This window comes from Streptomyces sp. NPDC030296, from assembly GCF_055572815.1.
The window spans coordinates 813,057-834,832 of the sequence record NZ_JBVICQ010000003.1 but is presented as its reverse complement, the minus strand read 5'-3'; the positions used below and the strand labels follow the sequence as shown (position 1 = coordinate 834,832).

The window sequence follows — 21,776 nt, the reverse complement described above, 5'->3', positions numbered from 1 at the left end:
GGCACACCAGACGGAGGAATCCCATGAAGCGCAACATCGTCATCGCCACCGTCGCGGCCGCCGCCCTGATCGGCGGAGGCACCGCGACCGCCATCGCGGTCGCGGGTGACGACGAGGCGCCGGCGAAGAAGACGGTCACGGTGGCGAACGACGACAACGACCGCGACGACGCCCAGGACACCGACGACACCGCGCAGGACAGGGCCGAGGACAAGGCGGAGGACAAGGCCGCCCGTGACGCGGACGAGGACGCCGAGGACAAGGCCGAGAACGCGGCCGACGCCAAGGCCGCGCAGATCACGGCCGCCGACGCGATCGAGGCGGCGCTGAAGCACACGTCCGGTACGGCGGTCTCCGCCGACCTGGACGACGAGGGCACGACCTATGTGTGGGACGTCGACGTGCTGACGGGCGGCGGCGCCTGGCACAGCGTCCAGATCGACCCGGCCACCGGGAAGGTCCTCGGCTCGCACACCGAGAAGGACGACGACGGTGACGACGCCGCCGAGACCGCGCAGATCCGGGACGCGCTCAAGGGCAGCTCGGTGACCGCCGCGGAGGCCGCGGAGGCCGCCGCCGCGAAGGGCACGGTCACCTCGGTGGACCTCGACGAGGAGAGCCGGGACAAGGCGTGGGAGGTCGACACCACCGCCGCGAACGGCACGGGCAGCGACTGGCGCGTGGCGCTGGACACGGGGAAGGTCACGGCCGACCGCACGAACGACTGACGCGCGCGCGTTCGGGCCGTGGTCAGCCGCGGCCCGGGGCTGGTCGCGCAGTTCCCCGCGCCTTGAGGGGCGCGGGGAACTGCGCGAGAAACCACGACGCACCCGCAACCGCCAACGCACCCCGGCCCCCACCCACAAGGCGCTCCTACCCCTCCGTCAGGCCGGCGACCAGCTCGTCGGCCGCCCGGTAGGGGTCCAGCTCCCCCTCCACGATCCGCTCCGCGAGAGCGGACAGGCGGCGGTCTCCGTGGAGGTCCCCGATCCGCTCCCGCAGCGCGGTCACCGCGATCGTCTCGACCTCGCGCGCGGCCCGGGCCCGCCGCCGCTCCGCGAGCACCCCGCGCTCCTCCATCCACGCCCGGTGCTTCTCCAGCGCCTCGACGACCTCGTCGACGCCCTCGCTCCGTGCCGCGACCGTCTTGACGATCGGCGGACGCCAGTCCCCGGGGCCCCGCGTCTCGCCCAGTCCGAGCATGTGGTTCAGCTCGCGCGCGGTCGCGTCGGCGCCGTCCCGGTCGGCCTTGTTGACGACGTAGACGTCACCGATCTCCAGGATCCCGGCCTTGGCCGCCTGGATGCCGTCTCCCATGCCGGGCGCCAGCAGCACCACGGACGTGTCGGCCTGGGAGGCGATCTCCACCTCCGACTGGCCGACGCCGACCGTCTCGACCAGCACCACGTCGCAGCCCGCCGCGTCGAGGACGCGGATCGCCTGCGGCGCCGCCCAGGCGAGGCCGCCGAGGTGGCCGCGGGTCGCCATGGAGCGGATGTAGACGCCGGGGTCGGAGGCGTGCTCCGACATCCGGACGCGGTCGCCGAGCAGCGCGCCCCCGGAGAACGGCGAGGACGGGTCCACGGCCAGGACGCCGACCCGCTTGCCGGCCTTGCGGTACGCGGTGACCAGCGCCGACGTGGACGTGGACTTGCCCACGCCGGGCGATCCGGTGAGACCGACGACGTACGCCCCGCCGGTCAGCGGGGCCAGCGCCGCCATCACCTCGCGCAGTTGCGGGGACGCCCCCTCCACCAGGGAGATCAGCCGGGCGACGGCACGCGGCCGCCCTTCCCTGGCCTGGGCCACCAGCGTGGGGACGTCCTGCATCACAGCTCCGTTCCGAACAGCCACGTACACCTGGGAGGGGAAGGCCTCAGGCCTTGGGGACCCGCACGATCAGCGCGTCACCCTGACCGCCGCCGCCGCACAGCGCGGCCGCGCCGACACCGCCGCCGCGCCGCCTCAGCTCCAGCGCGAGGTGGAGGACGAGACGGGCGCCGGACATGCCGATCGGGTGGCCGAGGGCGATGGCACCGCCGTTGACATTCACCTTTTCAGGGGACACCCCGAGGTCCTTCATTGACTGCACGGCGACCGCCGCGAAGGCCTCGTTGATCTCGATGAGGTCGAGGTCCGCCACGTCCAGGCCGTCCTTCTTCAGGGCGTGCTGGATCGCGTTGGACGGCTGCGACTGCAGGGAGTTGTCCGGTCCCGCGACGTTCCCGTGGGCGCCGATCTCGGCGAGCCACTGCAGGCCCAGCTCCTCGGCCTTCTCCTTGCTCATCACGACCACGGCCGCGGCGCCGTCGGAGATCTGCGAGGCGGAGCCCGCGGTGATGGTGCCGTCCTTGGCGAAGGCCGGGCGCAGCTTGCCCAGCGACTCCGTGGTGGTCTCGCCCCGGATGCCCTCGTCCTGACTGAAGACGACCGGCTCGCCCTTGCGCTGCGGGATCTCCACGGGGGTGATCTCCGCGTCGAAGATGCCGTTCTTCTGCGCGGCGGCCGCCCGCTGGTGGGACAGGGCGGAGAACTCGTCCTGCTCCGGACGGAGGATGCCGAGCCGGGTGTTGTGCTTCTCGGTGGACTCGCCCATGGCGATGCCCTCGAAGGAGTCCGTCAGCCCGTCGTGCGCCATCGCGTCGAGCATCTGGATCGCACCGTACTTGTAGCCCTCACGGGACTTCGGCAGCAGGTGCGGGGCGTTGGTCATGGACTCCTGGCCACCGGCGACGACCACGTCGAACTCGCCGGCGCGGATCAGCTGGTCGGCGAGGGCGATGGCGTCCAGACCCGACAGACACACCTTGTTGATGGTGAGCGCGGGCACGTTCATGGGGATGCCCGCCTTGACGGCGGCCTGGCGTGCCGGGATCTGCCCTGCCCCGGCCTGGAGCACCTGGCCCATGATCACGTACTGCACCTGGTCGCCACCGATCCCCGCACGGTCGAGGGCGGCCTTGATCGCGAAGCCGCCGAGGTCGGCTCCGGAGAAGGACTTCAGCGAACCGAGCAACCGCCCCATGGGCGTACGCGCGCCCGCGACGATCACCGAGGTCCTGCCGTTCGTTCCAGTCATGAGGTGCGATCCCCTTCCAGCCTGTACGGCCGAGGAGTGAACGAGGGTTTACTTCGAATGTACTGAGTGGCACTCCGTGCCGTCACCCGGCGGTGAGTGTGATCGCTGGCACGTTGCGTAACCGCTCGATGCGCGCTGCACTGACACCATGCTGACGCGAATCGACCACATCGGGATCGCCTGTTTCGACCTCGACAAGACCGTCGAGTTCTACCGTGCCACCTACGGCTTCGAGGTGTTCCACTCCGAGGTCAACGAGGAGCAGGGCGTGCGCGAGGCCATGCTCAAGATCAACAGCACGGACGACGGCGGCGCCTCCTACCTGCAGCTCCTGGAACCGACCCGCGAGGACTCCACCGTCGCCAAGTGGCTGGCGAAGAACGGCGAGGGGGTGCACCACATCGCCTTCGGTACGGCGGATGTGGACGCCGACGCCGCGTCGATCAAGGACAAGGGCGTACGCGTCCTGTACGAGGAGCCGCGACGCGGTTCCATGGGGTCACGGATCACGTTCCTGCACCCTAAGGATTGTCATGGAGTACTGACAGAACTGGTCACTTCGGCGCCAGTTGAGTCACCTGAGCACTGACCCCCGTACATATGGGCCGGTAGGGTTGGGGGCGGCCGTCCCCTTCACCGGGCGACGGCCCGGGTCCTGCCGCCTTCCGACGACGGGACTCATGGGCCGGGGTCCAGGTTTCGGGGGACGAGGGTGAGGGCGGCAGCCCGTGCTCCGCCGTTGATCTGACACCATTCCCCGGGGGCCCCGTTCGCCGGTTGGACGGAGCTCGTTTGCCAGAGGTTGCGACCAGGGGACGGATGGGACCGCGCAGTGCGGGGCTACGAACGCCAGGAGCGAGAGCCGGCGGCTGACGTCGACCACCTCTCTCGGTTCGAGGCCGAGATGGAGCGGCTGAAGACCGAGCGGGAAAAGGCGATCCAGCACGCCGAGGACCTCGGCTACCAGGTCGAGGTGCTGCGCGCCAAGCTGCACGAGGCGCGCCGCACCCTCATGTCCCGGCCCGCCTACGACGGCGCCGACCTCGGGTACCAGGCGGAGCAGATGCTGCGCCAGGCCCAGATGCAGGCCGACCAGCTGCGCGCCGACGCCGAGCGCGAGCTGAGCCAGGCCCGGGCGCAGACCCAGCGGATCCTCCAGGAGCACGCCGAGCAGGCCGCGCGCCTCCAGGCGGAGCTGCACCAGGAGGCGGTCACCCGCCGCCAGCAGCTCGACCAGGAGCTGTCCGAGCGCCGCCAGACCGTCGAGTCCCACGTCAACGAGAACGTGGCGTGGGCCGAGCAACTGCGGGCCCGCTCCGAGCAGCAGGCCCGCCGGCTCGTCGACGAGTCCCGCGCCGAGGCCGAGCAGGCGCTGGCCGCCGCCCGCGCCGAGGCCGAGCGGCTCACCAACGAGGCCCGCCAGCGCCTCCAGAGCGACTCCGAGGCCGCCCGCGCGGAGGCCGACCAGATCCTGCGCCGCGCCCGCGCCGAGGCCGAGCGGCTGCTGAACGCGGCGTCCACGCAGGCCCAGGAGGCCACCGAGCACGCCGAGCAGCTGCGCTCCTCCACCGCCACCGAGTCGGACACCGCCCGCCGTCAGGCCGCCGAGCTGAGCCGGGCCGCCGAACAGCGCATGTCGGAGGCCGAGGCGGCGCTGCGCGAGGCGCGGGCCGAGGCGGAGAAGCTGGTCGCCGAGGCCAAGGAGAACGCGGCCAAGGCCCTGTCCACCGCCGAGTCGACCAACGAGCAGCGCACCCGCACGGCCAAGGAGCAGGTCGCCCGGCTGGTCGAGGAGGCCACGAAGGACGCCGAGGCCACCAAGGCGGCCGCCGAGGAAGTCGTCGCGGACGCCAAGGCCGAGGCGGAGAAGCTGCTCGCCGAGGCGGCCGAGAAGGCCCGCTCGCTCACCGCGGAGGAGTCCGCCTCCCAGCTCGCCAAGACGGCCAAGACCGCCGAGGACGTGCTGAACAAGGCGTCCGAGGACGCCCGCAGGACCACCAAGGCCGCCGCCGAGGAGGCCGACCGGATCCGCAAGGAGGCCGAGGCCGAGGCGGACCGACTGCGGGCCGAGGCGCACGACCTCGCCGAGGAGCTCAAGGGCGCGGCGAAGGACGACACCAAGGAGTACCGCGCCAAGACCGTCGAGCTGCAGGAGGAGGCGCGCCGGCTGCGCGGCGAGGCCGAGCAGCTGCGCGCCGACGCGGTCGCGGAGGGCGAGCGGATCCGGTCCGAGGCCCGCCGTGAGGCCGTCCAGCAGATCGAGGAGGCGGCGAAGACCGCCGAGGAGCTGCTCGCCAAGGCGAAGGCCGACGCGGACGAGCTGCGGCAGACGGCCACCGCGGACAGCGAGAAGGTCCGCACCGAGGCCATCGAGCGTGCCTCGGCGCTGCGCCGTCAGGCCGAGGAGACGCTGGAGCGCACCCGCAAGGAGGCCGAGCGGCACCGCGCCGAGGCCGAGGAGCAGTCCGAGCAGCTGAAGGCCGACGCCGAGCGCGCCGTCCGTGAGCTGCGCGAGGAGGCCGAACGGGGCATCGCCTCCCGTGAGGCGGAGGCCGCCGAGGGGCTGGCCCGGCTGCACACGGACGCCGAGCAGCGGCTCACCTCCGCCGAGGAGGCGCTCACCGACGCCCGCGCCGAGGCCGAGCGGATCCGCCGCGAGGCCGCCGAGGAGGCCGACCGGCTGCGCACCGAGGCCGCCGAGCGCATCCGTACGCTCCAGGCGCAGGCCGAGGCCGAGGCCGAGCGGCTGCGGGACGAGGCCGCGTCGGACGCGTCCGCGTCGCGGGCCGAGGGCGAGGCCGTCGCCGTGCGTCTGCGGTCGGAGGCCGCGGCCGAGGCGGAGCGGCTGAAGTCGGAGGCGCAGGACACCGCTGACCGGGTGCGGGCGGAGGCGCAGGCCGCCGCGGAGCGGCTCGCCGCGGAGGCCTCGGAGACGCTGGCCGCCGCGCAGGAGGAGGCCGCCCGGCGCCGCCGCGAGGCCGAGGAACTGCTCGGCGCGGCCCGCCAGGAGGCGGACCAGGAGCGCCTGCGGGCCCGCGAGCAGAGCGAGGAGCTGCTGGCCTCGGCGCGCAAGCGCGTGGAGGAGGCCGAGACCGAGGCCGTACGGCTGGTCGAGGAGGCCGAGCGGCGGGCCACGGAGATGGTGTCGGCCGCCGAGCAGCACGCCCAGCAGGTACGGGACTCCGTCGCCGGGCTGCACGAGCAGGCCCAGGAGGAGATCGCCGGGCTGCGCAACGCGGCGGAGCACGCGGCGGACCGTACGCGCCGGGAGGCCGAGGAGGAGGCGGACCGGGTCCGCGCCGACGCCTACGCGGAGCGGGAGCGGGCCACCGACGACGCCAACCGGGTGCGCCGTGAGGCCCGTGAGGAGACGGACGCGGCGAAGTCGCTCGCGGAGCGCACGGTCGCGGAGGCGATCGCCGAGGCGGAGCGGGTGCGTTCAGAGGCGTCCGAGCACGCCCAGCGGGTCCGTACGGAGGCCTCGGACACCATCGCGCGGGCCGACCAGGACGCCACGCGCACCCGCGCCGAGGCCCGTGAGGACGCCAACCGCATCCGGTCGGACGCGGCGACACAGGCCGACACCCTCATCACCGAGGTCACCGCCGAGGCGGAGCGGCTGACGCGGGAGACCAACGAGGAGGCCGAGCGGGTCCGGGCGGAGTCCGTCGCCCAGGCCGAGCGGCTGATCTCCGAGGCGACCGACGACGCGGAGCGGCTGCGGTCCGAGGCCGCGGAGACGGTCGGTTCCGCGCGGCAGCACGCGGAGCGTGTCCGGCACGACGCCGAGCGGGTCAGGGCCGAGGCGGAGGCCGAGGCCGAGCGGCTCACGTCGGCCGCCCGCGAGGAGGCCGACCGTACGCTCGACGAGGCCCGCAAGGACGCGAACAAGCGGCGCTCGGAGGCCGCCGAGCAGGTCGACACGCTCATCACGGAGACCGCGGCGGAGGCCGACAAGCTCCTCGCGGAGGCGCAGAAGCAGGCGCTGAAGACCACCGCGGACGCCGAGGCGCAGGCCGACTCCATGGTGGGCGCGGCCCGCACGGAGGCCGACCGGCTGATCTCCACGGCCACCGTGGAGGGCAACACCACGGTGGAGAAGGCCCGTCAGGACGCCGACGAGCTGCTGGTGGGCGCGCGCCGGGACGCGACCGCCATAAGGGAGCGGGCGGAGCAACTGCGCGAGCGGATCACCTCGGAGATCGAGGCGCTGCACGAGCGGGCGCGCCGTGAGTCGGCCGAGACGATGAAATCCGCCGGCGATCGTTGCGACGCGCTGATCAAGGCCGCCGAGGAGCAGTTGGAGAAGGCTCAGGCGAAGGCCAAGGAGATCGTTTCCGAGGCGAACTCCGAGGCGGGCAAGGTGCGTATCGCCGCCGTGAAGAAGGCCGAGGGTCTTCTGAAGGAGGCGGAGCAGAAGAAGTCCACCCTCATCCGTGAGGCCGAGGAACTGAAGGCCGAGGCGATCCGCGAGGCCCGCCGTACGGTCGAGGAGGGCAAGCGGGAACTCGAGGTGCTGGTCCGGCGCCGGGAGGACATCAATGCGGAGATCTCCCGTGTCCAGGACGTCCTGGAAGCGTTGGAGTCTTTTGAGGCCCCGTCGGGCGGCAAGGACGGTGGAGTCAAGGCGGGTGCCGCGGCGGGTGCTACCCGATCGAGTGGCAAGTCGTCAGACGGCTAGCGGAGGCGGGCTGTTGCGGGTATGGTTCCGCGCCGCTCGACCAACAGACACCCATTTGTGTTCTTCCTGTGCTCGCCAGGGCCTTGATGCAAAGTTTCTGGCAAGTATTCCGATGGTCGGCCACTCAAAAGGGGTGTCATTCTCCAGATCAAACGTGCATCCGCTCGATGACACGCCGCTTCGCCCCCTAGGATTCCACCTATCACCTCACCGGTCTCATTCGACAGGAACCCCATGAGCGACACTTCCCCCTACGGCTTCGAGCTTGTGCGGCGTGGATACGACCGCGCTCAGGTGGACGAACGTATCTCCAAGCTCGTCTCCGACCGTGACTCCGCTCTCGCCCGCATCACCGCCCTCGAGAAGCGCATCGAGGAGCTCCACCTCGAGACGCAGAACGCCCAGGCCGCGGTCACCGACGCGGAGCCGTCCTACGCCGGTCTCGGCGCCCGCGTCGAGAAGATCCTCCGCCTCGCCGAGGAGGAGGCGAAGGACCTGCGCGAGGAGGCCCGCCGCGCCGCCGAGCAGCACCGTGAGCTCGCCGAGTCGGCGGCCCAGCAGGTGCGCAACGACGCCGAGTCGTTCGCCGCGGAGCGCAAGGCCAAGGCGGAGGACGAGGGCGTCCGGATCGTCGAGAAGGCCAAGAGCGACGCTTCGCAGCTGCGTGCCGAGGCGCAGAAGGACGCGCAGTCGAAGCGCGAGGAGGCGGACGCCCTCTTCGAGGAGACCCGCGCGAAGGCCGCGCAGGCCGCCGCCGACTTCGAGACGAACCTCGCCAAGCGGCGTGAGCAGTCCGAGCGTGACCTGGCCTCGCGCCAGCAGAAGGCCGAGAAGCGCCTCGCGGAGATCGAGCACCGCGCGGAGCAGCTCCGTCTGGAGGCGGAGAAGCTGCGCACCGACGCCGAGCGCCGCGCCCGCCAGACGGTGGAGACCGCGCAGCGTCAGGCCGAGGACATCGTCGCGGACGCGAACGCCAAGGCCGACCGGATCCGTTCGGAATCCGAGCGCGAGCTGGCGGCGCTCACCAACCGCCGCGACTCCATCAACGCCCAGCTGACGAACGTGCGCGAGATGCTGGCGACGCTCACCGGTGCGGCCGTCGCCGCGGCGGGCACGCCGGTGACCGACGACGAGCCGATCTCCCGGGGTGTTCCGGCGCAGCAGACCCGGTAACACCGCTGTGTGACGGCGTCGGCCGCGGGTTCTTGAGGGCCTGCATCCCCTTCGGGGGGTGCGGGCCCTTCGGTGTGAGGGGTGCCGGGCGCGGGGCGCCCCGGTCGCGGGTGCGGGCGTCCGGTGGCAGGTGCCCCGGGCCCGTTCTAGCGTGGCCGCATGATCGAGCTCGAGGGGCTGACCAAGCGGTACGGGGAGAAGGTGGCCGTCAACAACCTCTCCTTCGCGGTCAGGCCCGGCATGGTGACGGGCTTTCTCGGGCCGAACGGCGCGGGGAAGTCCACGACGATGCGAATGATCCTCGGACTCGACCGGCCGACCGCGGGGGACGTACGGATCGACGGCATGCACTACGACCGGCTCAAGGATCCGCTGACGTACATCGGCGCACTGCTCGACGCCAAGGCCGTGCACGGCGGGCGGAGCGCGTTCAACCATCTGCTGTGCCTCGCGCAGAGCAACGGGATCCCCCGGGCGCGGGTGCACGAGGTGCTGGACACGGTGGGGCTCACCCCGATCGCCCGGAAGAAGGCGAAGGGCTTCTCGCTCGGCATGGGGCAGCGGCTCGGCATCGCGGGCGCCCTCCTCGGCGACCCGCGGATCCTGATGTTCGACGAGCCGGTCAACGGACTCGACCCCGAGGGCATCCACTGGATCCGCACCCTGATGAAGTCACTGGCCGCCCAGGGCCGGACGGTGTTCGTGTCGTCCCACCTGATGAGCGAGATGGCCCTGACCGCCGACCACCTGGTCGTGATCGGGCAGGGGCGGCTGCTCGCCGACACCTCCATGGCCGACTTCATCCAGCGGAACTCACGCGCGTACGTGCGCGTCCGGACCCCGCAGCCCGAGCAGTTGTCCGATGTGCTGGCGGCGGCCGGGATCACCGTCGTGCGGACGGGTGACGGCGCGTTCGAGGTGGACGGCGGCAAGGCCGAGCACATCGGGGAGCTGGCGGCCCGGCACCAGGTCGTCCTGCACGAGCTGAGCCCGCAGCAGGCCTCGCTGGAGGAGGCGTTCATGCGGCTCACGGCCGAGTCGGTGGAATACCACGCCCACTCCGGGGCCGGGACCGGGACCGGAGCCGCTCCGGCGGACCGGGCGTGGGGCGAGGGCTGGAAGGGAACGGGCTGAGCATGGCCGCCACCCAGGTCGTACGGTCGGAGTGGACCAAGATCCGGTCGGTGGCGTCCACGGTGTGGACGCTGTCCCTCGCGGTGGTCGTCACCGTCGCGCTCGGCATCCTCATCTCGCTGCTGTCCCGACACGAGTTCGACAACCTGAGCCGCGCGGAGCGGCTCTCCTTCGATCCGACGTTCGTGAGCTTCGCGGGGATGAGCCTCGGTCAGCTGGCGATGATCGTGTTCGGGGTGCTGGTGGTGTCGAACGAGTACAGCACCGGCATGATCCGCACCTCGCTGGCGGCGGTGCCGCAGCGGGGCACGTTCCTCTTCAGCAAGCTGGCGGTGGCGACCGCACTCGCGTTCGGAGTGGGACTCGCGACCAGCTTCGTGACGTTCTTCCTCGGACAGGCGATGCTCGGGGAGCACCGGGCCGCCATCGGTGATCCGGGCGTGCTGCGCGCGGTCGTCGGCGGCGGGCTCTACATGACGCTCATCGCGGTGTTCTCCATGGGGGTCGCGGCGATGCTCCGCGGCCCGATGCTGTCGCTCGGCATCCTGATGCCGTTCTTCTTCCTGATCTCCAACATCCTGGGCAACGTCGGCGCCACCGAGAAGGTCGGCCGCTATCTGCCCGACCAGGCCGGCAGCAGCATCATGCGCGTGGTCACCCCGGTGGACGACGACACCCCCTACGGACCCTGGGGCGGCCTCGGGATCATGGCGCTGTGGGTGCTGGCGGCGCTGCTCGGCGGGTTCCTGTCGCTGAAGAAGCGCGACGCGTGACCGAGAGCCTGACCAGGCGAAACGTACATGCCAAGTCGGCGACCGTGTGACCTGCGCGGTTTTACTTACTCTTGAGCGGAACCGTCAAGGCCCGGATAAGCTCCTAACCCTTACGGGGGCGTGCGCCCCGACGTCCTGAGACGAGACGTCCTGAACCGTTCGATGGGTGCGGAGCATGATCGAGGCAGTCGGCCTGACTAAGCGCTATGGCGCGAAGACAGCCGTGTACAACCTTTCCTTCCAGGTGCGGCCGGGGGCCGTCACCGGCTTCCTGGGGCCCAACGGCTCCGGCAAGTCGACGACGATGCGCATGATCCTCGGCCTGGACAACCCCACCTCCGGGCAGGTGACGATCGGCGGCTACCCGTACCGCAAGCTGCCGAACGCCGCCCGCCAGGTCGGTGCCCTGCTCGACGCCAAGGCGGTGCACGGCGGCCGGTCCGCCCGCAATCACCTGCTGTCCCTGGCCCAGCTGTCGGGCATCCCCGCCCGCCGGGTGGACGAGGTGCTCGGCGTGGTCGGCCTCCAGGACGTGGCCAAGAAGCGCTCCAAGGGCTTCTCCCTCGGCATGGGCCAGCGGCTCGGCATCGCCGCCGCCCTGCTCGGCGACCCCCAGGTGCTGCTCTTCGACGAGCCGGTCAACGGCCTCGACCCCGAGGGCATCCTCTGGGTGCGCAACCTGATGAAGGCGCTCGCCGCGGAGGGCCGTACGGTCTTCGTGTCCTCGCACCTGATGAGCGAGATGGCGCTGACCGCCGACCACCTGATCGTGATCGGGCGCGGCCAGCTGCTCTCCGACATGAGCGTCAAGGACTTCATCTCCGCGAACTCCGCCGACTTCGCGCGGGTCCGGACCCCGGACACCGAGCCGCAGCTGCGCGAGAAGCTGACGACCGCGCTGACCGAGGCCGGCGGCCAGGTGCTGCCCGAGCAGGACGGCGCGCTGCGGGTCATGGGCCTGCCGCTGCCCCGCATCAGCGACCTCGCGCACGACGCCGACGTACGCCTGTGGGAGCTGTCCCCGCACCAGGCGTCGCTGGAGGAGGCGTACATGCGGATGACGCAGGGCGCCGTCGACTACCGCTCGACGATCGACCAGAAGGCCGGGCTCCAGCAGCCCCTGCCGCCCGGCGCGCAGCCGCCGATGCCGGTTCCGGGCCAGGGCCAGCCCGGCTGGTACGCGCCGCCGGCGCCGCAGCAGGGCGGCCGGCAGTTCGCGCCGCCGCAGGGCCAGCCGCCGGCCGGCCCGTACGGGGCACCGGCGCCCGGCACCGCGCCCGCCCCGGCTCCGGGCGCGCCGCAGCCGAACCCGTACGCCCAGGCCGCGCCCCAGGCCCCGGCCCAGCCGGCCGCCACGCCCGCCGCACCGGCTCCCGCGCAGCCGGCCGCCGCCCCCGCCGCGCCGGCCACCGCGCCCGCGCCCGCCGCCGATCTGACCAAGTCCGAGGACGCCCGATGAGCACGCCCCAGCCGCAACTCGCCCCGCAGCAGCCGGCCGCCGCCCCCTGGCAGGGCGCGCCGGGCACGTCGTACACCTCGCCGATCCCGGTGGTGCGCACGCACCTCGGGCACGCGATCGTCTCCGAGTGGACGAAGATCAAGTCCGTGCGGTCGACGATGTGGACCCTGGGTGTCTTCGTCTTCCTCCTGCTCGGCCTCGGTCTGCTGTTCGCCGTCATCGCCGCGTCCGCGGACATGAACCTGGAGGGCGAGTCCCCGCTCGGGCTCGGCCTGTTCGGCGTGATGCTCGGCAGCGTCTGCCTCATCACGCTCGGCGTGCTGACGACCGCCTCCGAGTACGGCACCGGGATGATCCGGACCACGCTGACCGCGTGCCCGAGCCGCAGCCGGGTGCTGGCCGCCAAGGCGATCGTGTTCTTCGCCCTCGCGTTCACCATCACGCTGGTGGTCACCTCGCTCGTCGCCTTCCTCCAGGTGGCGATCCTGGAGGGCAGCAACGCGGCGGACCCGAGCGGCGAGGAGTGGCTCAAGGCGACCGTCGGTGTGAGCCTGTTCCTCGCCCTGTTCGGTCTGCTGTCGCTGCTCGTCGGCTCGCTGATCCGTCACTCGGCGGGCGCGATCACCATCATGCTGGGTGTGTTCCTCGCGCCGCTGGTCATCGCGATCTTCATGTTCGCGGAGTCGCTGCGGGACGTGCAGGAGTTCCTGCTCAACTACTCGATCCCGAGCCAGCTCGGCGTCTTCTACGGTGCCGAGCTCGGCGCCTCCGCCCCGTCCGGCTGGGACCCGCTGTGGATCATGCTGGGCCTGGTGGCCGTCGCGTTCGCCGGCGCGTTCGCCGTGTTGGAGAAGCGGGACGTTTGACGTGCTCCCTGGCCTGAAGGCCAGGGGGGTCCGGCCTGGGTCGTCTGACCCTTCCGGGTGCTTCCTGCTTCACCGCGCTGTGCGGGCACGTGTGCCCGTCTTACCGGCGCTTCACAGGCGTTTGGCGTCTCCGCCCGTCCGGCGGCGACGATACGACGTCCTTCGAAGAGGCGCGGGCTGCGTTGTGGTCGCGGTCGTGCACCGTGCCGCACTCGCAGCACGCCCACTCACGGACGTGGAGAGGCTTCGGGACCGTCCCGGAATCCGCAGGCCGAGCAGACCTGAGAGGACGGGAAGGCCCGGTCCACCTTGGCGAAGGGGTGGAAGTCCCGGCGCCGGTCCGCCACCTTGGCTTGCCGGCGTGCGACTTGGCTTGCCGGCATGCGACCTTGATGCGGGCCTTGGCCCGGTTCTTCGATCCCATGGCCTTGCGGGACAGCTCCCGCTGAAGCCGTCGCTGAACTGATCCAGCTCGTGCCCGCCACCTGATGACCAGACGGCCTCTGGGCGCCAAGTCGGGCTGCGGGTCTTGCCGTTGAGGGTCCCGATGGGCAGGGTGTCCGAGTGCGTGCTGATCTTGTTCCGGACGATCTGTGGGAGCGTGCAGTCCCGCTGCTGCCACCTACCCCCGAACGGCGCTGTCGCCACGCCGCAAACCCCGGCGTCTGTACGCCGACCGGGGCTACGACTTCGGCAAGTACCGCCGCCCGCTGTGGAAGCGCGGCATCAAACCCATGATCGCCCGACGCGGCGTGGCCCACGATTCCGGCTTGGGCGAAGTGCGCCGGGTTGTCGAACGCGCCTTCGCCTGGCTCCACCAGTTCGTCCCCGGCGTGAACGACGAGGCTTTTGCAAGAGTCCCGGTAACCGCCGGGCGGGCGCCCGGAGTCGGGCGTCAGAACCTCGGTGCGTTACGGGACCGCTGCACCCGCGTGGTGCGGCGGTCCTTCGCGTTCCAGCAGGACTTGTGCCAGTGGCGCCGTTCGTCGACGCCCGAGTGCTCGGGCCAGGCTACGACGTGCGGGACCCCGGAGGGGATCATCTGGTCGCAGCCGGGGCACCGGTAGGTCTTGCCCGCCGCGCTCGCGCCCGCCACATGGCGCACGCTCCACTCCTCGCCCTGCCAGGGCTCGCTGGACTGCCAGCCGCCGTACCGGTCCGAACGGTCCTCGTCGGCGCTCCGAGCCGACGGACCCGACCGGCCATCGCCCTTGGGACGGTTGCGACGCGGGGACACGGGACACCTCACGGGGCTATACAGGGAGCAGGGTTGGTGTCCAGCCTACGCGGGCCCGGTGGGGGTACGCGTACGGCACCAATCACCTCAGAACGCCCTCCGCTCGCAGCATTCTGCAGACAATCGGCAAATCTCGCCGCCAGGCCGTGTCTTCGGCACGTGTCAGAGGGTTATGCCGGGTGGGGGAGCTCCCGAGTCGGAGCCGAGGAAGCAGGAAGTGCGATGCGTGTAGGAACATTTGTACTGGGAGCCCAGTTCCCCGGCCAGGGGCAGGGAGAGGCTCTCCACCGGGCGGTGCGGACCGCGGACGTCGCCGAGGAGGCGGGGCTGGACTCGGTCTGGCTGGCCGAGCATCACTTCGTGCCGTACGGGACGTGCCCGTCGGCGATCACCCTCGCCGCTTTGCTGCTGGGGCGCACCCGGCGGATCCGCGTCGGCACGGCGGTCAGCGTCCTGCCCACCGTCCATCCTGTCGCCCTGGGCGAGCAGGCCGCCCTGCTGCACGTGACGTCCGGGGGACGCTTCTCGCTGGGCGTCGGACGGGGCGGGCCCTGGGTGGACCTGGAGGTCTTCGGCGCCGGGCTGCGGGCGTACGAGAAGGGGTTTCCGGAATCACTCGATCTGCTGCTGCGCTGGCTGCGGGAACCTTCGGTCTCCGCCGCGGGGGAACGATTCAGCTTCCGTGAGGTCCCCGTCGTGCCGAGGCCCTCGGAGGACCTGGACGAGACCCCCGGCCCCGAGGTCGTGGTCGCCTGCACCTCACCGGCGAGCGTGCGGCTGGCGGCGGAGCGGGGGCTCTCGATGCTCCTCGGGATGCACGTCGGGGACGAGGAGAAGGCGGAGATGGTGGCGATGTGGCGCAGCTGCGCCCGGGCCGCGGGCCGGTCACCGGAGGAGATCGCCGGCGCGGCCCATGTGTCGGCCGGCGTCTGCCAGATCGCGGACCGGCGCACCGACGCCGTGGAGGCCCTCACCAAGGCGATGCCGGGCTGGCTGAAGCAAGGCCTGGAGGCCCATGTGACCGTCGACGGCCGCGCCCGGGCCATGCGGGACCCGGTGGCGTACACCGACCTGCTCTGCGGGCTCCACCCGGTGGGGACGCCCCGGCTGTGCGTGGACCGGCTCTCGGCGACGAGCGAGCGCACGGGCATCTCCCGCTTCGCCCTGCTCGTCGAGGGCTCCGGCGATCTGGCGGCCACGGAGGAGAACGTACGGCGACTCGGTGCCGAGGTGCTGCCTCACCTCGGCTGAGCCGTTCCGTGCCGTGCGGTGCCGTGCCATGTCGTGAGTGCCATGCCGTGCGGTGTCGTGTGGTGCGGTGTTGTGCCATGCCGTGCGGTGTCGTGTGGTGCGGTGCGTGCCATGTCGTGCGGTGCCATGTCGTGCGGTGCCATGTCGTGCCGGGTAGCTTGCCGCCCCGCTCTACTGACGCACCTCCCCCGGTTGGAGCGGCAAGCCGTGCTGCCTCATCGCCTCAGCAGTCCCGGAGTTCCGGGGACTGGTTGAGGAGCTGGCCCCGTATCGAGGTGAAGCGGGCGAGCCTGTCGTCCACGGACGGGTCCTGCGGGAACACCGCCACCCGGTGGCAGTTCTGGAAGGCCAGCCGTACACCGAAGTGCCGCTGCAGGGCGCCGCGAATCGCGTCGCTGGCGAGCGCGCGCAGCAGCTGCCCGCGCGCCTGCTCGTCCGGCGGGGGCGTCTGGTTGTCGGCGAACTCTCCGCCTTCGACCTTCAGCTGGACCACCAGGGAGCTGATCATCTCCCACGCGTAGGGCAGGGAGGTCCGGACGCAGTCGACGAAGGCGGCTTCGTCGACCTCGCCTCGCTCGGCCTGTTCGAGTAGGGCCGGTGAGACGTCGAGCGACATGGGTACTCCTCTCGCACCCCCATTGCAACAGGGGTTGACGGACAGGGTCGGGGTTCGCGTTACCGAACACGCAGAGTGCACGGATCGCGACCTCCCGTTTCTACGGTAAGCAACCGAACGTGACCGCACCAGGAGATTGCGCGCACCGACCCCGCCCGAGACGCTCACAATCAGCCAATGCCGAACAGGAGTTGACAGCGGCACATGCCACGGGACGCCAGCGGCCCCCGTGCGGGCGCGGGGTCCCGTGACGGAGGGCGACGGGGGCGGGACAGGCGAGGACGGGGGCAGGGACGGGGGCGGGGACGGGGCGGGTCGTCACGGCGGTCGAATCGCGCGCACCCACCGCCGTCGAGTAGCGTTGCCGACCATGCGTCTCGTCATTGCCCGCTGCTCCGTCGACTACGCGGGCCGGCTCACCGCCCACCTCCCCTCGGCCCCCCGTCTGATCCTGGTGAAGGCGGACGGCAGCGTCTCGATCCACGCGGACGACCGGGCCTACAAGCCCCTCAACTGGATGTCGCCGCCGTGCACCTTGAAGGAGGACGCGGGGGACCCGGACGGCACGCCTGCCGTCTGGACCGTCATCAACAAGGCGGGCGAGAAGCTCATCATCACCATGGAGGAGGTCCTCCACGACTCCTCGCACGAGTTGGGGGTCGACCCCGGTCTGATCAAGGACGGGGTGGAGGCGCATCTCCAGGAGCTGCTCGCCGACCGCATCGAGACCCTGGGCGAGGGCTACACCCTCATCCGCCGTGAGTACATGACGGCCATCGGCCCGGTGGACATCCTGTGCCGGGACGCCGCGGGCGCGACCGTCGCGGTGGAGATCAAGCGTCGCGGCGAGATCGACGGCGTCGAGCAACTCACCCGCTATCTGGAGCTGTTGAACCGCGACCCGCATCTCGCGCCGGTCCGCGGTGTCTTCGCCGCGCAGGAGATCAAGCCCCAGGCCCGGGTGCTGGCGACCGACCGGGGCATCGACTGCCAGGTCCTGGACTACGACGCCCTGCGCGGTATCGAGGACGACAAGCTGCGGCTGTTCTGAGCCATTTCACGACGAGGGGCCGGGTCCGTGCGGACCCGGCCCTTTCTCTGTGATCAGGCGGGGGCGCCGCCGGGCGTCTCGGGACCGCTCTCCGAGGCGCTCGCCGAGACGCTGTTGGACGGCGCGGTACCGCCCGTGGTCCCGGCGGTCGTCCCGCCGTCGGCCCCGCCCGTCGTTCCGTCGGTGGTCGAGCCGCCGTCCGTGGTCCCGCCGGTCGTGTCGCCTGAGGCCCCTCCGGTGTCGGTGCCGCCCGTCGTCTCACCGGATGATCCGCCCGTGGAGCCGCCACTGTCAGTACCGCCCGTGGACCCCCCGGTGTCGGCGCCGCCGGTCGTCTCACCGGATGATCCGCCCGTGGAGCCGCCACTGTCAGTACCGCCCGTGGACCCCCCGGTGTCGGTGCCGCCGGTCGTCCCGCCGTTGGAACCGCTGCCGGACCCGCCCGAGGAGCCGCCGCCGCTCGTGCCGCCGTCCGACGAACCGGACGACTCGGAGGGCGACGGCTTGCCGTCCTTCGACGGCTTCGCCGACTCGCTGGGCGTCGGGTCGTCCGCCGTGCCGTACGTCCCGTCCGGGCCGGGGTCGCTCGGCTCGGGGAGCACTCCGGGGCCGTCGTCGCCCTCGCCCTGCTTGGCGCGGTCGGCGCCGAGGCCGCCGTCGTCGGCGCCCTCACTGGCGGAGGGGTTGACGCCGATCCGCTCGGCCGGGGTGTTGTTCTTGTCGGAGGTCGCGCCGAGGGTCACCACCGTGCCGAGGACGGCGGCGAGCAGGGCGCCCGCCCCCGCGGCCACCAGGTTGCGCCGGGCGCCGCCCACGAAGCTCGTGAGAACACCGCCACGGTGGGCGGGCGCGCCGCCCGTGTGCTGGGTGACGAGGGTGGACTCCCCCGTCGACAGGGGCGGGCCGACGGCCGCGCCGAAGGCGGCCGGGACGTACCCGGAGGGCACTCCGCCGGGCGGTGCGGCCGACTCCTCGTGCCGGGCGTCGGGCACCTCCTCCCCCGCCGCCGTGCGCCCGCCGGGCGGGGTGGCCCCGGAGCGGTCGGCGACCAGGGCGAGGGCCCTGCGGCCGGCGACGGTGCCGCGCTTGTCGGCGAGGACACCGCGCAGCCCGATGGACGCCTCCAGCTCGGCGCGGGCCTCGTCGAGCCGGCCGCGGCACAGCGCGAGGACACCCAGCTCGTGGTGGAAGTACGCCTGCTCGCCGGTCTCCTCGGCGAGGCGGGCCGCCTCCACGCCCGCCCGGAGCGCCCGCTCCCAGGCGTTCCAGTGCAGGCCCGCCGCGAACGCGGGCGCCGCCTGCCGGGCGAGCCGAACCGCGACGCTTCCCTCCTCGTCCTCGGAGGGCGAGGTGAGCGGCACGAGGGCGGTGAGCGCGGCGAGCAGGGCGTCCGCCTCGGCGGAGACCCGCTCGGGGGTGACCGACGGGTGCCCGGCCCACCAGGCGTAGTGCTGGGCGGCGGTACGGGCCCTGTCCTCTGTTCCGTCGCCGTATCCGGCGGCCTCCAGCTGGGTCCGCACGCCCGCCGCGAGCCGGTAGCGGGCGCCGACCGGGGTGACCAGGGCGCACGCGACCAGTTCGCCGAGGGCGGCGTCGGCGTGGGTGTCGCCCACGAGGGCGGGCAGATGCGCCTGGTGCGGGACCTCGCCGCCGAGGACGACCGCGAACCGCAGGGTCTCGCGTGCCGACGCGCTCAGCCGGGAGGCGAGCAGCGCGGCGGGCGCGGCGCCCTCGGCGAGCGAGGGCAGCGGTACGTCGTGCCCGCCCTCGGCCGGCTCGAAGGGCACGTCGGCCGGCGGCGCCTCCTGGAAGACCCCGACCTCGTCTACGGCGTCCTCGCCGGCCCGCTGCCGGTCCCGTTGCCGGAGCAACGCCCCGGCCTGGGCGAACCGCAGCGGCAGCCCCTCGGACTCGAACCAGAGGTCGCCCGCCCAGTTCGACTCGTCCTCGGTGAGGTCGCGTCCGACGGCGCGCTCCAGCAGCTCCTCGCTGCCCGCCCGGTCGAAGCCGCCGAGGACGATCTCCTCCACAGGCGCGTCGGACGACGGCAGGGGTGTGTCGGGGGTGGCCGCGATCAGGAAGGCGCACTCGGGGGTCGCGTCGAGCAGGTCGTCCAGTTCGGCGCCGCCGAACTCCAGGTCGTCCAGGACCACGACCGCGCCGATCTCCCGCACGAGCGCGAGGAACTGCTCACGGCCGGGCCGGTGCGCGGGCGCGCTGTGCACGGTCGCGAACAGGTCGTGGAGCAGGTCGTCCGCGGTGCGCCGGAATCCGGAGAGGCGGACGACACCGTCGGGCGCGAGGTCGGCGCAGTCCGCGGCGACGACGTCGAGGAGCGTGGTGCGGCCCGAGCCAGGGGCGCCGGTGAGGCGGACGGAGCGGCCGCGCGCGAGCAGCCGTACCAGCCGTGCCCGCTCGTCGTCCCGCTGGAGCAGGGGCAGCTTGGGCAGGGCGGGGCCCGGGGGCACCGGTGGCCGGGCGGCGCGGTCGATCTCGGCGCGCTCGGCCGGGGCGTGCTTCTCGGGTGGGGCGGGCAGCTCGCCCGGCGGGCAGTTCTCTATCTCACTGCCGTCCACGGGGTTGACGGTGAGCAGGAAGTCGCCCGAGACGAGCTGGACGGTGCGGGCGAGCGCCGGGGCGTGCCGGTCGAAGTCCTGGGACAGCGCCTCACGGGGCGGGCGCCTGCCGGGTGCCTGTGCGTCGTCGTGGCCGTGCTCGTCGGATGCCCGGTTCGTCGGGTCCATAGGTTCTAGCCCCCAAAAGCGTCTCGTGTGCTGGAGCCCCTCCCGGCCTTGCCGCACACCGCGCTGTCGCTTCTGGTCCGGAACCCGCTCGAGGGTTGCTGGCGGCGGGCAGCCGAACCCTAAACCTTCGCACAGTATCTCCGACAGTCCGGGGTACCGCGCCGCCCGAGACATCACAGTCTCGTGAGAATTGGGCGTGTGGTGCGTTTCGCCCCCATGGTCCGCACAGCCCCCGGGAGCAGGCATGACGACCGAGTGTCCCGTGTACACGGAGCCATACGTAGGAAGCCGTACGTCTGTTCACACCCGGGGCAGTGACTCCAGGCCGATGCCGCCCTCGATCGCCAGGATGCGGTGCAGTCGCGTGGCCACGAGCAGCCGCTGCATCTGCGGCGGTACACCGCGCAGCACCAGCCGCCTTCCGCACCGTCCCGCCCGCCGGTGGGCTCCCATGATCACACCGAGTCCGGTGGCGTCCCAGGAGTCCAGCTCTGACAGGTCGAGCACCAGGTCGCCGGCTCCGTCGTCGACGGCCGAGTGCAGGACCGTACGGGCGTCCGCCGCGCTGCGTACGTCGAGGCGGCCCCCGACGACCAGCTCGGCGTGGTCGCCCCTGATGTACATAAGCGCTCCCGTGAGTGCGTCTCGTACTCCGTGATCTGGGTGATGCAACGTCTGACGGCGTTTGACACCGTCAGGTTGCCGTCTGTGAGCGAACCGATACCGAATTCACCTCAAGGGGTGATGCCCTGGAGGCTCGTGCGTTCACTTGGGCGGCAAGTGACGCGCGTGTCGGCGTCAGTGCTTGTAGAAGCCCTGCCCGCTCTTGCGGCCGATGTCACCGGCGTCCACCATCCGGCGCATCAGCTCCGGCGGGGCGAACTTCTCGTCCTGGGACTCGGTGTAGATGTTGCTGGTGGCGTGGAGCAGGATGTCGACGCCCGTCAGGTCGGCGGTGGCCAGCGGTCCCATCGCGTGGCCGAAGCCCAGCTTGCAGGCGAGGTCGATGTCCTCGGCGGTGGCGACGCCCGACTCGTACAGCTTCGCGGCCTCGACGACCAGCGCGGAGATCAGACGGGTCGTCACGAAGCCGGCGACGTCGCGGTTGACGACGATGCAGGTCTTGCCGACCGACTCGGCGAACTCCCGGGCGGTGGCGAGCGTCTCGTCGCTCGTCTTGTAGCCGCGGACCAGTTCGCAGAGCTGCATCATCGGGACGGGCGAGAAGAAGTGGGTGCCGACGACGCGCTCCGGGCGCTCCGTCACGGCCGCGATCTTGGTGATCGGGATGGCGGAGGTGTTGGAGGCGAGCACGGCGTCCTCGCGGACCACCTTGTCGAGCGTCCGGAAGATCTCGTGCTTCACTTCGAGCTTCTCGAAGACGGCTTCGACGACGATGTCCGCGTCGGCCGCCGCGTCGAGGTCGGTGGTGGCGGTGATCCTCCCCAGCGCCGCCTCGGCGTCCTCGGCCGTCAACTTGCCCTTGCTCACGAACTTGTCGTACGAGGCGGTGATGCCGCCGATGCCACGGTCCAGCGCCTCGTCGGTGACGTCGCGCAGGACGACGTCCCAGCCCGCCTGCGCGGACACCTGGGCGATACCGGACCCCATGAGTCCGGCTCCGATGACGGCGAGCTTCCGTGCCACTGTGCGACTCCCCTGGTACGCGCTGTTGATGTGTTGCCTCTCGGGCGGACACTAGCGGTCGTGAG

18 protein-coding genes and 1 pseudogene are annotated in these 21,776 nt (G+C 72.0%); 11 read left to right on the top strand and 8 right to left on the bottom strand.

Translation table 11 applies throughout. The features are described from left to right. Positions 1-23 precede the first annotated feature (23 nt). Positions 24-728 (top strand): PepSY domain-containing protein, encoded by a 705-nt coding sequence (locus ACZ4Z3_RS11780; RefSeq protein ID WP_468500776.1) that lies wholly within the window; start codon positions 24-26, stop codon positions 726-728. A 145-nt stretch (positions 729-873) separates the two neighbouring features. Here ACZ4Z3_RS11780 and meaB read toward each other — a convergent pair whose 3' ends face one another. After that, positions 874-1,830, bottom strand: coding sequence for a methylmalonyl Co-A mutase-associated GTPase MeaB (meaB, locus tag ACZ4Z3_RS11775; protein WP_055540585.1), 957 nt, complete (start codon positions 1,828-1,830; stop codon positions 874-876). A gap of 46 nt (positions 1,831-1,876) precedes the next feature. Further along, complete coding sequence (locus tag ACZ4Z3_RS11770; RefSeq protein WP_468500775.1) at positions 1,877-3,079, bottom strand: acetyl-CoA C-acetyltransferase; 1,203 nt, start codon at positions 3,077-3,079, stop codon at positions 1,877-1,879. Positions 3,080-3,227: 148 nt separating this feature from the next. Here ACZ4Z3_RS11770 and mce point away from each other — a divergent pair, with 148 nt between their 5' ends. From mce to ACZ4Z3_RS11735, 7 genes are all read left to right on the top strand, one after another. After that, entirely contained in the window at positions 3,228-3,668 is a 441-nt protein-coding gene (gene mce, locus ACZ4Z3_RS11765) for a methylmalonyl-CoA epimerase (protein WP_055717368.1), read from the top strand. Between the two features lie 243 nt (positions 3,669-3,911). Further along, positions 3,912-7,760: a polarized growth protein Scy gene (gene scy, locus ACZ4Z3_RS11760; protein ID WP_468500774.1), complete on the top strand. Its 3,849-nt coding sequence runs from the start codon at positions 3,912-3,914 to the stop codon at positions 7,758-7,760. A gap of 234 nt (positions 7,761-7,994) precedes the next feature. After that, positions 7,995-8,933, top strand: a complete 939-nt coding sequence (locus ACZ4Z3_RS11755) for a coiled-coil domain-containing protein (RefSeq protein WP_055540376.1) — start codon at positions 7,995-7,997, stop codon at positions 8,931-8,933. Between the two features lie 159 nt (positions 8,934-9,092). Further along, the gene (locus ACZ4Z3_RS11750; RefSeq protein ID WP_468500773.1) at positions 9,093-10,067 is read left to right on the top strand and encodes an ABC transporter ATP-binding protein; all 975 of its coding nucleotides are present in this window, start codon (positions 9,093-9,095) and stop codon (positions 10,065-10,067) included. A 2-nt stretch (positions 10,068-10,069) separates the two neighbouring features. After that, positions 10,070-10,840, top strand: coding sequence for an ABC transporter permease (locus tag ACZ4Z3_RS11745; RefSeq protein WP_468500772.1), 771 nt, complete (start codon positions 10,070-10,072; stop codon positions 10,838-10,840). Between the two features lie 175 nt (positions 10,841-11,015). Continuing rightward, entirely contained in the window at positions 11,016-12,299 is a 1,284-nt protein-coding gene (locus tag ACZ4Z3_RS11740; RefSeq protein WP_468500771.1) for an ABC transporter ATP-binding protein, read from the top strand. After that, positions 12,296-13,165, top strand: a complete 870-nt coding sequence (locus ACZ4Z3_RS11735; RefSeq protein WP_468500770.1) for an ABC transporter permease — start codon at positions 12,296-12,298, stop codon at positions 13,163-13,165. Before ACZ4Z3_RS11740 ends, ACZ4Z3_RS11735 begins: the two co-directional genes overlap by 4 nt. 100 nt (positions 13,166-13,265) lie before the next feature. On the opposite strand, the gene ACZ4Z3_RS11730 is transcribed toward ACZ4Z3_RS11735, so the two are convergent. Further along, a complete protein-coding gene (locus ACZ4Z3_RS11730) occupies positions 13,266-13,589 on the bottom strand; it encodes a zinc ribbon domain-containing protein (protein WP_468500769.1) in 324 nt (107 codons plus the stop codon). A 220-nt stretch (positions 13,590-13,809) separates the two neighbouring features. Here ACZ4Z3_RS11730 and ACZ4Z3_RS11725 point away from each other — a divergent pair. Continuing rightward, a pseudogene (locus ACZ4Z3_RS11725) lies at positions 13,810-13,989 on the top strand (IS5/IS1182 family transposase); the annotation flags it as partial. A 71-nt stretch (positions 13,990-14,060) separates the two neighbouring features. Here the strand turns inward: ACZ4Z3_RS11725 and ACZ4Z3_RS11720 are convergent. After that, entirely contained in the window at positions 14,061-14,402 is a 342-nt protein-coding gene (locus ACZ4Z3_RS11720) for an ATP/GTP-binding protein (protein WP_468500768.1), read from the bottom strand. A gap of 222 nt (positions 14,403-14,624) precedes the next feature. Here ACZ4Z3_RS11720 and ACZ4Z3_RS11715 point away from each other — a divergent pair, with 222 nt between their 5' ends. Next, a complete protein-coding gene (locus ACZ4Z3_RS11715; RefSeq protein WP_468500767.1) occupies positions 14,625-15,653 on the top strand; it encodes an LLM class flavin-dependent oxidoreductase in 1,029 nt (342 codons plus the stop codon). Between the two features lie 223 nt (positions 15,654-15,876). Here the strand turns inward: ACZ4Z3_RS11715 and ACZ4Z3_RS11710 are convergent, their stop codons facing one another. After that, on the bottom strand, positions 15,877-16,269 hold the full coding sequence (locus tag ACZ4Z3_RS11710) for an SCO5389 family protein (protein ID WP_055717359.1): 393 nt from the start codon (positions 16,267-16,269) through the stop codon (positions 15,877-15,879). Between the two features lie 370 nt (positions 16,270-16,639). On the opposite strand from ACZ4Z3_RS11710, the gene nucS reads away from it, so the two are divergent. Next, complete coding sequence (nucS, locus tag ACZ4Z3_RS11705) at positions 16,640-17,320, top strand: endonuclease NucS (protein WP_055717358.1); 681 nt, start codon at positions 16,640-16,642, stop codon at positions 17,318-17,320. A gap of 53 nt (positions 17,321-17,373) precedes the next feature. Here the strand turns inward: nucS and ACZ4Z3_RS11700 are convergent, their stop codons facing one another. The 3 genes from ACZ4Z3_RS11700 to ACZ4Z3_RS11690 all read right to left on the bottom strand — a co-directional run bounded on the left by ACZ4Z3_RS11700 (position 17,374) and on the right by ACZ4Z3_RS11690 (position 21,711). Then, positions 17,374-20,064: an ATP-binding protein gene (locus ACZ4Z3_RS11700; RefSeq protein WP_468500766.1), complete on the bottom strand. Its 2,691-nt coding sequence runs from the start codon at positions 20,062-20,064 to the stop codon at positions 17,374-17,376. Positions 20,065-20,364: 300 nt separating this feature from the next. After that, the gene (locus tag ACZ4Z3_RS11695) at positions 20,365-20,688 is read right to left on the bottom strand and encodes an STAS domain-containing protein (protein ID WP_009297239.1); all 324 of its coding nucleotides are present in this window, start codon (positions 20,686-20,688) and stop codon (positions 20,365-20,367) included. Positions 20,689-20,862: 174 nt separating this feature from the next. Further along, positions 20,863-21,711 (bottom strand): 3-hydroxyacyl-CoA dehydrogenase family protein, encoded by an 849-nt coding sequence (locus ACZ4Z3_RS11690; protein ID WP_468500765.1) that lies wholly within the window; start codon positions 21,709-21,711, stop codon positions 20,863-20,865. Between the last annotated feature and the right edge of the window lie 65 nt (positions 21,712-21,776).